Raw genomic sequence first — 12,398 nt, forward strand, 5'->3', positions numbered from 1 at the left:
ATGAGGAATTCAACTATTTTCATCCTAGGCACACCGTTTGACCGGACGCATTCGTGCAGCCTGCACGCCCGGGGGGCCGACGGGACGCCCGGTCCCCGCGACTCCCGTCGCGCTCCGCTCGACCCCACGTCCTGGCGCCCCCGCGCGGAGAGACGCGGTTCCCCGTGATCCCGCCGGTCTGATAGGCATGGGGGGTGCGATTCGAGAGTGTTCCCATGCCGCCGACGGTAGAGGCGCGGCCGCGGGACGTACGGGGGTATCCGGTACCGGCGATCACTCCGTGGGAGGGGGACGAGCCGCAGTTCGCGCTGACCGATTACGAGCGCAGCGCGGCGTGCGCCCGGAAACGGCTGTGCTCGGTGTGCGACCGCAGCATGCCGCAGGGGCCGGTGTGGCGCGTGGTGGGGGCCGCGGAGAGCGCGGCGATCGGTGAGGCGCTCGACGCCGGACGGCCGTACCACAACCTCGCGCCGACCCTGGAGGGCCCGGGGCACCGCGCGTGCATGCTGTACGCCTCGATGGTGTGCCCGTATCTTGCCCGGCCCAACGCCCGGCGCGGGATGTCGGCGACCGAACCGGACGACATGACCGCGCACGTGGTGCGGGGCGCCGTCCGGGGCGCGATGGGCGCGGTGGTGGGGTTCGGCGAGTACGAGTACGCCGTCACGAGCCGCCAGGTGCTGTTCCGGTTCCTCGACGTCGTCGAGTTCCTGCCGCACGACACGGCCGACGCGCACCTGGACGCACTGCGGGCCGAGCTCGCCCGGGCGGCGGAGTGACTCCGCGCCCCGGACGGCCCGGCTCGGTGCCGTGGATGTGAGGACACTCAGGGACGGTAGGCGGCCAGACCGACCGTCGACGTGGCCTTGGCCGGCCGGCCCTTTCCGTCGGCCGGCAGGGTGACCGTGCCGGCGGGGGTACGGGCGGCGAGCGTCTTGCCGTCGGGGGACCAGGCCGGCTCGGTGTAGTCCGTGGTGGCGTGCGGGGTGAGGTCCTTGACGCGGTCGCCGTGCGTGAGGTCCTCGACGAAGAGGTGGTCGTGGCCCGCGACGGAGCGCACGAAGACGACCTCCTCGTCGTTCGGCGCCAGTGCCGGCTGGGAGCCCTTGGTGAGCTTGCCGCCCTGCTGGCGCAGATAGTCGTCCCGGATGTAGACGGCGCCGGTGTCGGCGTTGGCGTAGACCGAGGTGCCGTAGTGCCCGGCCGCGTTCGGCCAGACGTTGCCGGTCTGCGGGACCGCGCCGTCCGGGTCCGGGGCGCCGTTCAGGGACAGCGTCTTCGGGGTGCCGTGGACGGCCTTGGCGGAGACGTACTTCAGCCGGGAGACGCCCTTGGCACGGGCGGCGAAGATGAGGTTGTCCTTGGCGGGGATGCCGTACCGGGTGTCCTTCTCGGTCACCTGCCAGGTCGGATGGGACCAGGTCTGGCCGCCGGGGTTCTTGGCGACGACGATCCGTCCGCTGCCGTCGGGGCCGGCGATGTCCAGGTTGCCGGAGCCGTCCACGAAGGCGGCCTTGCGGCCGTCCGGGGACCAGGCGAGGTCGCGGACGGTCACCCCGAAGTCGACCCGGTGCCCGTTGATCCGCACGTACTTGGTGCCGTTGCTCACGGTCAGGGTGCCGTGCGAGGCGGCGGCGGAGGCCGCCGAGGCGGCGCCGGAGGCACCCAGCAGTGCGCTGCCGGTGACGGCCGCGACCACCGCTATGGCGGCGGCCGCGGTGCGGGTGCGTGTGGTCATGGTGATCCCCCAGGAACATGGTCGGGTCGTGTGCCGGCGCCAGAGCCGCCGCGCCGTCCCCCGGGGCCGCCGAGGCCACCCGAGCGCCTGCCGCTCCGTCCGTGACAACAGCCTGCGGGGCCCCGATCTTGGAACCGTCCGCTCGGCGTCACAGGGGCGTAACGGGAGAAGTGGTACCCCCGGGGGGACGTTCGGGCTCGGCACGCTCCCACGGGCGACAGCGGTATCGCGAAGAGTGCTCACCAGCCTTGCCGGCCCCCGTACCAGGTCGGCCGGATCGCTGAGAAAGCTGTGGACGGTCCGACTGGACCGGTGACATCTTCGGGGATCGTGACGGAGCACGGTTTCCTGGCGCTGGCGCCGCAATACACCACGACATCCGAGCTGCTCTCGGCATCGGCACGCCGGCGGGGCATGGAGGTGGAAGTACTCCCCGCCCACGGTGGTGCGGGCATCGCCACGGGCGGACGAGGCGGCCACTACTACGGCGGCCCCGCTTTCGCGTCCCGCGTCGTGGATGCCCTCGAGGTCGCGCTCCTGGAGCCTTCCGACGACTGGCTGGCCACACTGCCCCACGAATACACGGGACGACGCATCGTCATGGCGACGCTGGGCGAGGCACGCCGCCTGTCCCGGCCGGCGTTCGTCAAGCCGCCGAGCGACAAGAGTTTCCCGGCCGACGTCTACGCCGACGGTAGCCGCCTCCCGACCGGGCCGGAGCCGTCACCGGACGTGCCGGTGCAGATCAGCGACGTGGTGACCTGGGCAGCGGAGTTCCGCCTGTACGTCCTGGACGGCGAGGTCCGCACGGGTTCGCAGTACGCCACCTTCGGCCGTCTCGACACCGAGCGGCTGGAGGGACACCGCCGTGAACGCGCTGTGCGGGCCTTCGCGGACGATCTCCTGGCCACCTGCGGCGGTGACCTGCCCAGCGCGGTGGTGGTGGACGTCGGCCTCCTGGCCACACCCGAACACGGTGCCGCTGACCAGTGGGCGGTGGTCGAGGCGAACATGGCGTGGTTCAGCAACTGCTATGCCGCGGATCCCGACCGGGCCCTGGACGTCGTCCTGCGCTCATCCGGTCCCCGGACACAAACGGCCGAGCGGGACCGCCGGTTCCGCCGGAACACCGAGGACGCTCACATGTCCGGCTCACGAACGGCGTGAGACCACAACCGACCGCGCTCGGGGATCATCGCCGCATGAACGAGATCATCTTGATGTCGGATCCACGGGTGGCAGCCGTCCCCGTACACGAGTGCGGTGAGCCGCTGGTCGATGTCCGGCGGGGGCCGCTCCTCGTGGACTCGCGGAAGCAGGGCGACTCGGACGCCTACTTCTACCTGCGGGAAGGCGTGCTGGAACGTCTGCTCCGAGCGCAGGCGCACTTGCCGGCCGGCCTGGGGCTCCTGGTGGTCGAGGGCTATCGTCCTCCGGGGTTGCAGCGGCGCTACTTCGAGGACTACGCGGCCGGACTGCGAGCTGAGCGGCCCGGCTGGACCGGCGCACAGATCCGGTCTGCGGCGAGCCGGTTCGTGTCCCCACCGGAGATAGCACCGCACAGCGCGGGAGCCGCGGTGGACCTGACACTCGTGGATGCGGACGGCCGTGAGCTGGATCTCGGTACGCCGATGAACGCGACACCGGAGGAGAGCGCCGGCGCCTGCTACACCGACGCCACCGGGATCAGCGCGCAGGCCCGCACGAACCGGGAGATCCTGGGGCGCGTGCTGACAGCGGCGGGCCTGGTGAACTACCCCACGGAGTGGTGGCATTGGTCGTTCGGCGACCGCTACTGGACCCTGGCGACCGGAGCGACGAGCGCCTGCTACGGACCGACCCGCCAAGGCATGCCCGAATGACGTTCTCGGCCGAGCCGCGGTAGGAACAGGTGGATCACGTCCCGCCTCCTGTCGTCCCTGGTCGAGTCGCCTTGGCGATTCCTGTCGCGGCCTGCCCTGAGCGGAGAAGCAGACAGAGCGTCCAGGCGGGGCCCGGCGGGACTCGCCCTGTCGGCGTCACACCAACAGTTCACGCAGCCACGCGCGTTCCGCGCGGCTGGTGGCGCGGGCGATGGTGAGCATGCCGCGGCGGTAGGGGTCGTCGGTGTCCTCGGCGCCCAGCGGCCGATCGCCGTCGTGGAAGAAGCTCGCGGGCTGTTCCAGGAAGTCCAGCCGTCGGCGCAGTACAGCGTGCTGGTCGGCGAGGTCGGGAAGCTGGGAGAGGAAGGCCAGGACCGTGAAGTACCGGGTGCTGTCGCTGACATCCAGGCCGTCGGCTTCCCGCAGGCGGCGCAGCAGCTCGGTGCGGCCGGCAGCGGTCAGGTTGAGGGTGTGCCGCTGGGCCGCCGAGACGCCCGGCTCGGCTTCGCGGTCGAGCAGCCCGGCTTTGACCAGGCGGTTGATCGCCGGGTAGAGGCTGCCGTCGCTGACCGGGCGGGCATGGCCGGACAAATGCGCTATGCGATGCCGCAGTTGGTAGCCGTGCAGTGCACCTTCGGCCAGGAATCCCAGGATCGCGAGTTCCAGCATGCTGCTACTCTCGCACATCGAAACGAGGTACCTCGAATCGATGTAAGGGGCCAGGATGGCGTACACCGAGGAATGGGTGATCGCCCGAGCGCGCGATGCCTACGAGCGCGGCCGGGCATCGTTCGACGTACGGCCCGAGCGCACGGCGCTGCTGGTCATCGACATGCAGGACGAATTCGTCCGCCCCGGGTGGAGCCCCTACTGGGTGCCCGCGGCCACCCGGATGGTGCCCCGGCTGAGGCAGTTGATCGAGGACTGTCGGACTGCCTCGATCCCGGTGATCTGGACGATCTTCGACAACACCCACCTCGAACTGGACCGGCCGCGCGCCCTGCGTTTCCTCCCGCACGCCGACACCGACTGGCGTCGTCCGGGCCCCACTGAGGTCTGGGCTCCGATGGGCCGCCGTTCGGACGAAGCCCTGATCCGCAAGTCCTCCTACGGCGCGTTCTATGACACTCCGCTCGACACGATGCTGCGCAACCTCAACCGCGACACGGTCATCGTCACAGGCACACTCACCAACTACTGCTGCGGCACCACGGCCCGCCAAGCGTACGAACGCGGCTACAAGGTCGTCTTCGGATCCGACACCACGGCCACGGACGACGAGTCCCGCCAAGAACCAGAACTCGCCGTCCTGCGCAAAGGATTCGCACTCGTGCTGACCGCCGAGGAGATCACGAACGCTGTGAACGCAGCCACCACGGCATCCGAGGACGGCTACAGGCTTCAGTCGTCTCAAGAGGCGCCGTGACAAGCTACGAGCGGTCGTGATCACTCACACGGCTCGTTCCATGCAGACCAGTTGCTCCCGCTCGTCCCACGACTCGGTGACGGTGAATCCGAGCCCCTCGTACAGGGCGATCGCGCCTGTCCGCCACTTCCACACCGACAGCCGCACCCCGCGGACACCGCTTTCCGCGGCATGCACGAGCGCGGCGCCGACCAGGCTGGACGCGATGCCCCGCCCCCGGTGCGCCGGGTCCGTCCAGAGCCTCTTGATCTCGCACCGACCGTCGACAGGGGCGCTGACCACCAGGCAGCCCACCGCGGTGTCCCCGCTCAACGCCAGCAGCACGACAGCGTCGACGAACACGGCCTGTGGATCCGCGATCTCTTCCCGGTAGCGGTCCGGCAACCCGTCCACACCGGCGACGGCCTCCCCCTTCTCGGCCTGAGTGCGCAGATGGTAGGCCGCCAGCAGACCCGCCAGCCCATCCCGGACGGAAGGAGCCTGACCTGGCCGGCGCACGATGGCGACCTCGCGTCGATCAGTCATGACGCGAGCATCGCATGGTCTGGATGACGCGGTGTTCGCGCCGTGGGTGGAGTGATGCGCGACACGACGCGGTAAAGGGTGACGTGTTCTGTCAGTTTTGGCATGAACGATGGTCGGCATGATGAGCGAGGACATCACCACTCGGAACACTCAGGACACCGCCCAGGCCGGCCCGATGGGTCCGCTCGCGGGGCGGGTCGCGCTCGTGGCGGGTGCCACCCGCGGGGCGGGACGGGCCCAGGCTGTGGAGTTGGGCCGGGCCGGTGCGACCGTGTACGTCACCGGCCGCACCACCCGGACGCGGGCCAGCGAGGTCGGCCGGCCCACCGAGACCATCGAGGAGACCGCCGAACTCGTCACCGCGGCGGGCGGCGCCGGGATCGCCGTCCCCACCGACCATCTCGACGAAGCCCAGGTACGCGCCCTCGTCGAGCGGATCGACCGCGAACACGGGCGGCTCGACATCCTGGTCAACGACCTGTGGGGCGGCGAACACCTGCTGGCCACCTCGGTGTTCGGGAAGAAGAGCTGGGAGACACCGCTCGCCGACGGCCTGCGGATCCTGGAGCTCGGCGCGCGCTCGCACGTGATCACGGCGGCGCTGCTGCTTCCGCTGCTGATCCGCTCCGACGCGCCGCTGCACGTGGAGGTCACCGACGGCACCGCACACTCCAACCGCCGCTACCGGGAGAACATGTACTACGACCTGGCGAAGAACGCCCCGATCCGCCTCGCGTTCGGGCTGGGTCAGGAACTGGCGGAGTACGGGGGCGCGGCGGTCGCGGTCTCGCCGGGCTTCCTGCGTTCGGAGGAGATGCTCTCCCACTTCGGTGTGAGTGAGGAGAACTGGCGTGACGCGATCGCCCAGGAACCGGCGTTCGCCATCGCGGAGTCCCCGCGCTACCTGGCCCGTACGGTCGCTGCGCTGGCCGCCGACCCGGACCGCGCGAAACGGTGGAACGGCAGGTCCACCTCCAGCGGGGAACTCGCCAGGGCGTACGGGGTGACGGACGTGGACGGCAGCCGACCGGACGCCTGGGCATACTTCGAGGACGTCGTCTGGGGCGACAAGGAAGGCTCCCCCGAGGACTACCGCTGATCCTCGGCTTCCACCGCCTCCGCCTCCTGAAGGTCGGCCTGGTAGAGGGCGGCCAGGGCTGTGGCGCGCCGACGGAAGCGGGCGCGCAGGCACGCCGGGGTCAGCACCTCGGCGTCCGCTCCGAGCCCAGCCAGCTGGTCGAAGGCGACATCGTGGGATTCCACCGGCAGGTCGAGGGTGACCAGGCCGGCGGGGTCCGGGGCACTCGCCAAGGCGAGCGCTTCCGCGACGGCCGCACCGTCCACGACAGCGGGCAGCCGCCGTAGCCCACGGTCGGTCAGCCGGATGGTGACGGTGGTGCGCAGCAGGGCGCGGGCGAAGGCGGCCGAGCGGACCTCCCAGTGCGCGGCCAGCTCGAAGGCCGGGTCACGCACGAACGGCTCTTCCGCTCCGGGAGCGGGGCCGAGCGCGGTGATCCGGTCGACGCGGTAGGTACGCCAGCCGCCGCCCTGATCCTCCCGCTCACCGGGGACGCGGGTCACGGCGTACCAGGTGCCGGCCTTCAGCACGAGCCCGTACGGCTCCACCACCCGCGTCACGGCCCCGGACGGTGCGCCGTCCCGGGCCGGCCGCGCGTACGACAGCTCGACGATCCGGTCCGCCCACACCGCGCGGGCCAGCTCCGGCAGCAGTGCCGGCGTGGCGGGTTCGCGGAACCAGGCCGGGGCGTCGAGGTGGAAGCGGCGCACCGAGGACTCGGCGGCCTGGCGTACCGACGGGAGCAGGGTCGCGGTCAGCTTCAGCCGGGCCGTCTCCGCCGCGTCCGACAACCCCAGATCCCGCAGCGCCGAGGGCAGACCGGACAGGAAGAGCGTCTCCGCCTCGCTCGGACGCAGCGTGGTGAGCCGGGTCCGGTACCCCGCGGCGACGAAGTACCCGCCCACCCGGCCCCGCTCCGACCGGACGGGGACGCCGGCCTCCCGCAGCGCCTGGGCGTCGCGGATCACGGTCCGCTCGGAGATCTCCAGCTCACGGGCGAGAGCGCCCGCGGTCAGGCCGGGGTTCGACTGGATCAGGAGAGCCATACGGATCAGGCGGGAGGCACGCATCCCCCAAGGATCACCGACACGTCGAACACCCGGAAGCGACACCGCTCCCGGCCGTCGGACCCGCCGGCGAGTTCCGTACGATCCGTCGAGTGACGCGACCCCTTCCCGCCGCCCGCCGCCGGCAGATCTCCTTGGCGGTCGTGGTGGCCGCCGCCGTGTTCGTCCGGTGGGCCCTCCAGACGGTGACCCCTCCATGTGTCTCGCTGTCGTCCGAGCCGTACGGCTCGACGTTCCGCGGCGCGAAGACACAGGCCCATGAGGCGGCGGCCGGCCGGTGCGGCGCCCCTGGGCACGCCCGGTTCCGTGACTGGATCAGCTGGTGATACCGCATGCCCCACTCACGCGTGGGGAACCGGCTCAGCGCGCCCATCAGAAGAGGTCGGCCGAGGCACCACTCGTGACGTTCCCAAGGATCGTGCGCAGCCACGGGCTGCGCACGGCCGGCAGTCGGACCAGGGTGTGCTGCAACGTTTCCCGGTCGGCCCGGAACGGGTGATCGGGGCGCGGCGGGAGCGGGTCGTCGCGGAGGACGTCTCGGGGTATGCGGCCTGACGAGGGCACCGGCAAGTACGACTGAGGAGAGACCAGCCACAGCCACACCTCCAGGGGCAGGGGCACCGGGTACGCCGACGCAGTCGGGCCGGTGGGCGTCCAGGTCTGACCTGTCTGGGGGTGGGTCGGTACGAGGATGATGTCGACGCCCGCGTCCGGGGCGACCTGTCCCGGCCCGGCCAGGACGGCGCGCCGCTTCGGGGGGCCTGCCGGCAACAGGGCGTCGAGCGCGCGCTGGAACACGTCCGCGGTCAGACCGCCCGGGACGTCTACCGGCTGCCCTTGGGAGGCAGCCAGCAGATGGGCGAGCGCCTGGCCGGCTGCCGCTTCCCACTGTGGGCTCCACGACCAGTAGTGGTTCGACCCCAATCGTCCTCCCCACGTGGCGATCGGCACGACCGGCGGCGTTTTCTCCCCCTTCTCCGTCAGCTCCTCCCAGGAGAGGGTCGCGGCGTGGGTACCGTCGACGGGGACGCGGTGCACGGCGTCCGAGCCGAGCCGCACCGCCTGCCAGAGCGAACAGTCGTCGATCCTGGTCGCCACCGGGAGGTCGCAGGTCGCGCACGCCATGTTGGGCCCGTCGGCTCCGTCGAGGCCGCAGCAGGCACCGCCGCGCTTCTCAGGCATCAGCCGGGTTCCACGGATGTCACCGGGCGCGATGACACTCGCCCCGGGGGTGCTGTCGGACAGGGCGTGGACCGGCGCGTAGATCCCGCGCGATTCCGCCTCGCCGGGATCGATGTCGTCCCACGTCCGCCACGGCCCTCCCCAGGGGTCCGGATCCACGGCGAACGTTCCTGACTGCATGAGCACCGGCAGCTGGGCCCCGTTCCCGTACTTCTGGCGGGCGTGGACCGGCAGTGAGACCTCGGACAGCGGGGTGGTCAACTCGGCGCCACATCCCGCACACACGAAAACGAACAAGCGTCCTCCAGCTGGGAAAGACGCATCTTCGCAGCTGGTCGGGGATCAGCCCACATGATTTCTCCCGTCGACCACGACCGTTCCCGCGGCGGCCGACGCCGGCCACAGCCGCAGGCCCGCCTCCGAGACCCCGCGGCGCGAGCGCCAGCTGGCCCTCGGCCCTCGGCCCTCGGTCGTCCGTGCCGCCGGGGCGGCCCGGGACACACCGCCCCGGGGCCGGTCGTACCCTACGACCCCGGTCCAGGCCCTTGAACCCCGGCCGGGCCGGGTGACGCGGCGGGTGCCGGGTCGGACGGAGGGGTCCGGAACGCTCAGGTGCGCCGGTACCACAAGCGGCGATCCGGTGCGCCGGGCCGGCTCACAGGAGGTCACCGGTCCGTCCGAGGAAACGCGGGTCGACGAGGCGCTGGTCGTACACCGGCTGGCCGCCGGAGGCGAACGGCCCCGGCTCGATCGGCGGGGTCAGGCCGGTCATGGACGCCGGGTGATGCGCCACCGGGTGATGCGTCACGGGCCCGGGACTGTGGACACGGGGATCCCGGCGTGCCGCGTCGTCCGCGGGGAGGTCGCCGTAGGCCGAAGGTGTACCGCCCCGCGGCAGTCGTCCGTCCGGTGGCTGCGCGGTGGGCGCCGTGGAGAACCGCAGCCGGTGCCGGGGCAGGGTCCGCCGGGGTGGTCGAGTCAGGGTGATCTGCCGGACCACCTGCTGGAAGCAGGCCAGGGAGGCGAAGCACGGCAAGGCGGCGGCCGCGGTGCCGACGAGGTTCCTCGGAGCCTGCGCGATGCACAACGTCATGGCGATGGCGGAGAAGAGCAGGAGCATGGACCAGGAGTGCAGGGCCCGGCGCTGATGCAGGGCCGCCCGGAGAATGGACAGTGACGCCACCAGCCAGGGCCCGAACACCAGCAGGGGCCACCAGGACACCACGTCGCTGTTCATGCGTGACACCGCCACCAGCCGCAGCGGATCGTAGGCGATCAGGCCGCCGAAGATGCTGACCGCGCTCGCGATGGCGGTCACCAGCGCGGCGATGAAGCGCGTGGTGATCCGGATACTGCTCGGGCGCTGCCGTGCCCGCACCCTGCGATGTCCCTGTGACGCGGGCTTCGCCGGCGGTGCTTCCGTCGTGACTTCCACCGTGGCTTCGCCGAAGACCATGGGACCCGGACCGGGGGGGACGTCCTCATGGCGTGCCGCCGGGATCGTCGGCTGCTGCCCGACGGCGTCCCGCAGCATGAAGGCCAGCTCTTCCGCGGGGTCCCAGTTCGCATCAGGCGGTGTCAGGTGCGACGGGAAGTCGTCGCCGACCGTCCGATACCGGCCCAGGTCGTCCTGATAACCGTCCGAGAAGTCGGCGGGAGGGTCGGGATAATGCCCCATATATTCACCGTACATAGCGCCGCCCGATCATTCCGTCGGCACACGGGATCCGGTTTCCGGACTCGGCCAGCGTCTCGACATGTCCGTTTCCAGGGAACTCATGGCGTCCATGAAGTCCTGGAGGGTTTCCTCGATGACCTCGAGCGTGACGGGGAGTCCGCCCTTCACCAGGACTCCCTTGGTGGCTCCGGTCAGCTTCGACGCGGGCACGTAGGTGTAGGAGCCCAGTCGTGCGGGTCGCCTGAGACTCGAGTGGGACCACCCTGTGGCGATTTCGAGTGCCCGTGCTCTGGTTGCCTTGATCATAACGCAGATAACGCCGCTATTCGGTGATGGATGCGGGGGCGAATGGGTGACTCACCGGCCCGACTAGCACCTGGTCAGGTATTGTTTGGACTTATATGAAGCTGTGCTAATTAAGACAAGTGGGCATTGTCGACACTGGACAGCGTGTGGCCATATCGACACAGAGATTTCCCACGCCCCCGGGCCCGGCCGAGGTGGGCAGTCCTCGGCGCCGGTCCCGTGATGCACTCACCACGGAGCGGGTAGACGGTAGGTCCGCTGCCGTCCCCGCGGATGGCCGGGGTGCGGAGGACGAGGGGAAGCACGTCCGGTGATCGATCCCGCGAAGGTGAGCCGCGCGCTGACCGAGCTGATGATGGACAGCCATGTCGCGACGCTGGAGGATCTGCCGCGGATGGTGGCCGACCACACCGAGCCGGTGGGCCTCCACGACGTGGCGGTGTTCCTCGTCGACATGCAGGGCGAGGTGCTGCACGAGATCACGGGCAAGGGGCTGGACGCCGGGGCGGGCGGCACGCGGCTCGCCGTGGACACGACGGTGGCGGGCCTGGCCTTCCAGCGGGTGGAGCCGGTCGTGGAGCCGGACGCGTCCTGTACGCGGGAGCGCTGCCGGTGGTGGGTGCCCGTCACCGACGGCGTGGAACGCCTGGGCATGCTGCGCGCGGACACCGAACAGGAGGACGACGCCACCCGCGGCGCGCTACGCGGCCTTGCGTCGATGGTGGCGTTGCTGCTGCTGAGCAAGCGCGACTTCAGCGACTCCTACGCCCGCCTGATGCGGACCGCGCCGATGAGCGTGGCCGCCGAGATGCAGTGGCACCTCACTCCGCCGTCGGCGTTCGCCGGCCGCACCACCACCGTCGCCGCGCTGTCGGAGCCCGCCTACGACGTCGGTGGGGACGCCTTCGACTACGCGGTGGCCGACGACGTGCTGCACCTGTCGGTGTTCGACGCCATGGGTCACGACGCGCGGGCGGGCCTGACCGCCAACCTCGCGGTCGCCGCCTGCCGCAACGCCCGCCGTCAGGGCGCCGACCTCGTCGAGGTCTCCCGGGCGGTGGAGAACACCCTCATCGAGCAGTTCGGCACCAGCCGCTACGTCACCGGCATCCTCGCCGACCTCGACATGAACACCGGCCGGCTGACCTGGATCAACCGCGGCCACCCCCTCCCGCTGCTGCTGAGAGCGGGACGTTGGTCGCGCGAGCTGCGGTGCCCGCCGGCCGGGCCGATGGGCGTCGACCTCGGACTGCCCGTGACCGTCCGCCAGGAACAGCTCCAGCCCGGTGACCGGGTCATCCTCTACACCGACGGCGTCGTCGAGGCCCGCGACGCCGACGGCGCGCAGTTCGGCCGCGAGCGCTTCGTCGACTACCTCGTGCGCCATCACGCCGACCGTCTCACCGTCCACGAGACGCTGCGCCGGCTCGTCCACGCCGTGCTCGGCCACCACGACGGACGACTCGACGACGACGCCACCGTCCTGCTCGTCGAATGGCGCGACCCGGACCAGGAAGACCTCACGCCCTGATCGCT

Annotated in this window: 14 protein-coding genes; 7 read left to right on the forward strand and 7 right to left on the reverse strand. The window is 71.0% G+C overall.

The window, feature by feature from the left end:
- The first annotated feature begins 215 nt into the window (after positions 1-215).
- Complete coding sequence (locus tag ACIQVT_RS19460) at positions 216-779, forward strand: hypothetical protein (RefSeq protein ID WP_403754769.1); 564 nt, start codon at positions 216-218, stop codon at positions 777-779.
- A 47-nt stretch (positions 780-826) separates the two neighbouring features.
- Here the strand turns inward: ACIQVT_RS19460 and ACIQVT_RS19465 are convergent, their stop codons facing one another.
- Positions 827-1,738, reverse strand: coding sequence for a hypothetical protein (locus ACIQVT_RS19465; RefSeq protein ID WP_403754772.1), 912 nt, complete (start codon positions 1,736-1,738; stop codon positions 827-829).
- 327 nt (positions 1,739-2,065) lie between these two features.
- On the opposite strand from ACIQVT_RS19465, the gene ACIQVT_RS19470 reads away from it, so the two are divergent.
- Positions 2,066-2,905 carry an ATP-grasp domain-containing protein gene (locus ACIQVT_RS19470; protein WP_403754926.1) on the forward strand — a complete coding sequence of 280 codons (840 nt, stop codon included), beginning with the start codon at positions 2,066-2,068 and terminating at the stop codon, positions 2,903-2,905.
- Positions 2,906-2,940: 35 nt separating this feature from the next.
- Positions 2,941-3,600: a M15 family metallopeptidase gene (locus ACIQVT_RS19475; RefSeq protein ID WP_403754775.1), complete on the forward strand. Its 660-nt coding sequence runs from the start codon at positions 2,941-2,943 to the stop codon at positions 3,598-3,600.
- A 156-nt stretch (positions 3,601-3,756) separates the two neighbouring features.
- Here ACIQVT_RS19475 and ACIQVT_RS19480 read toward each other — a convergent pair whose 3' ends face one another.
- Positions 3,757-4,269 carry a PadR family transcriptional regulator gene (locus ACIQVT_RS19480; protein WP_403754778.1) on the reverse strand — a complete coding sequence of 171 codons (513 nt, stop codon included), beginning with the start codon at positions 4,267-4,269 and terminating at the stop codon, positions 3,757-3,759.
- Between the two features lie 55 nt (positions 4,270-4,324).
- Here ACIQVT_RS19480 and ACIQVT_RS19485 point away from each other — a divergent pair, with 55 nt between their 5' ends.
- The gene (locus ACIQVT_RS19485) at positions 4,325-5,026 is read left to right on the forward strand and encodes a cysteine hydrolase family protein (RefSeq protein WP_403754781.1); all 702 of its coding nucleotides are present in this window, start codon (positions 4,325-4,327) and stop codon (positions 5,024-5,026) included.
- Between the two features lie 24 nt (positions 5,027-5,050).
- Here the strand turns inward: ACIQVT_RS19485 and ACIQVT_RS19490 are convergent, their stop codons facing one another.
- Positions 5,051-5,551 carry a GNAT family N-acetyltransferase gene (locus tag ACIQVT_RS19490; RefSeq protein ID WP_403754784.1) on the reverse strand — a complete coding sequence of 167 codons (501 nt, stop codon included), beginning with the start codon at positions 5,549-5,551 and terminating at the stop codon, positions 5,051-5,053.
- Between the two features lie 118 nt (positions 5,552-5,669).
- On the opposite strand from ACIQVT_RS19490, the gene ACIQVT_RS19495 reads away from it, so the two are divergent.
- On the forward strand, positions 5,670-6,650 hold the full coding sequence (locus tag ACIQVT_RS19495; RefSeq protein WP_403754786.1) for an SDR family oxidoreductase: 981 nt from the start codon (positions 5,670-5,672) through the stop codon (positions 6,648-6,650).
- Here ACIQVT_RS19495 and ACIQVT_RS19500 read toward each other — a convergent pair.
- Positions 6,641-7,699, reverse strand: a complete 1,059-nt coding sequence (locus tag ACIQVT_RS19500) for a helix-turn-helix transcriptional regulator (protein ID WP_403754789.1) — start codon at positions 7,697-7,699, stop codon at positions 6,641-6,643. The genes ACIQVT_RS19495 and ACIQVT_RS19500 overlap by 10 nt on opposite strands.
- A gap of 89 nt (positions 7,700-7,788) precedes the next feature.
- Between ACIQVT_RS19500 and ACIQVT_RS19505 the strand changes: the two genes are divergently transcribed.
- Positions 7,789-8,022, forward strand: coding sequence for a hypothetical protein (locus tag ACIQVT_RS19505; protein WP_403754792.1), 234 nt, complete (start codon positions 7,789-7,791; stop codon positions 8,020-8,022).
- A gap of 46 nt (positions 8,023-8,068) precedes the next feature.
- Here ACIQVT_RS19505 and ACIQVT_RS19510 read toward each other — a convergent pair whose 3' ends face one another.
- The 3 genes from ACIQVT_RS19510 to ACIQVT_RS19520 all read right to left on the reverse strand — a co-directional run bounded on the left by ACIQVT_RS19510 (position 8,069) and on the right by ACIQVT_RS19520 (position 10,766).
- Positions 8,069-9,175: a hypothetical protein gene (locus ACIQVT_RS19510; RefSeq protein WP_403754795.1), complete on the reverse strand. Its 1,107-nt coding sequence runs from the start codon at positions 9,173-9,175 to the stop codon at positions 8,069-8,071.
- A gap of 358 nt (positions 9,176-9,533) precedes the next feature.
- Positions 9,534-10,556, reverse strand: a complete 1,023-nt coding sequence (locus ACIQVT_RS19515; RefSeq protein ID WP_403754797.1) for a hypothetical protein — start codon at positions 10,554-10,556, stop codon at positions 9,534-9,536.
- Between the two features lie 27 nt (positions 10,557-10,583).
- Positions 10,584-10,766: a hypothetical protein gene (locus ACIQVT_RS19520; RefSeq protein WP_403754800.1), complete on the reverse strand. Its 183-nt coding sequence runs from the start codon at positions 10,764-10,766 to the stop codon at positions 10,584-10,586.
- A 448-nt stretch (positions 10,767-11,214) separates the two neighbouring features.
- Here ACIQVT_RS19520 and ACIQVT_RS19525 point away from each other — a divergent pair, with 448 nt between their 5' ends.
- On the forward strand, positions 11,215-12,393 hold the full coding sequence (locus ACIQVT_RS19525; RefSeq protein WP_403754929.1) for a PP2C family protein-serine/threonine phosphatase: 1,179 nt from the start codon (positions 11,215-11,217) through the stop codon (positions 12,391-12,393).
- The last annotated feature ends 5 nt before the right edge of the window (positions 12,394-12,398 follow it).

It is taken from the genome of Streptomyces sp. NPDC100445 (assembly GCF_044759735.1).
GTDB lineage: Bacteria > Actinomycetota > Actinomycetes > Streptomycetales > Streptomycetaceae > Streptomyces.

Excerpts from the sequence above, each read along its gene's own strand:
- ACIQVT_RS19480 (WP_403754778.1), bottom strand. The coding sequence starts at position 4,269 with ATGCTGGAACTCGCGATCCTGGGATTCCTGGCCGAAGGTGCACTGCAC.
- ACIQVT_RS19465 (WP_403754772.1), bottom strand. The coding sequence starts at position 1,738 with ATGACCACACGCACCCGCACCGCGGCCGCCGCCATAGCGGTGGTCGCG.
- ACIQVT_RS19495 (WP_403754786.1), top strand. The coding sequence starts at position 5,670 with ATGATGAGCGAGGACATCACCACTCGGAACACTCAGGACACCGCCCAG.
- ACIQVT_RS19500 (WP_403754789.1), bottom strand. The coding sequence starts at position 7,699 with ATGCGTGCCTCCCGCCTGATCCGTATGGCTCTCCTGATCCAGTCGAAC.
- ACIQVT_RS19525 (WP_403754929.1), top strand. The coding sequence starts at position 11,215 with ATGATGGACAGCCATGTCGCGACGCTGGAGGATCTGCCGCGGATGGTG.
- ACIQVT_RS19490 (WP_403754784.1), bottom strand. The coding sequence starts at position 5,551 with ATGACTGATCGACGCGAGGTCGCCATCGTGCGCCGGCCAGGTCAGGCT.
- ACIQVT_RS19475 (WP_403754775.1), top strand. The coding sequence starts at position 2,941 with ATGAACGAGATCATCTTGATGTCGGATCCACGGGTGGCAGCCGTCCCC.
- ACIQVT_RS19515 (WP_403754797.1), bottom strand. The coding sequence starts at position 10,556 with ATGGGGCATTATCCCGACCCTCCCGCCGACTTCTCGGACGGTTATCAG.
- ACIQVT_RS19460 (WP_403754769.1), top strand. The coding sequence starts at position 216 with ATGCCGCCGACGGTAGAGGCGCGGCCGCGGGACGTACGGGGGTATCCG.
- ACIQVT_RS19485 (WP_403754781.1), top strand. The coding sequence starts at position 4,325 with ATGGCGTACACCGAGGAATGGGTGATCGCCCGAGCGCGCGATGCCTAC.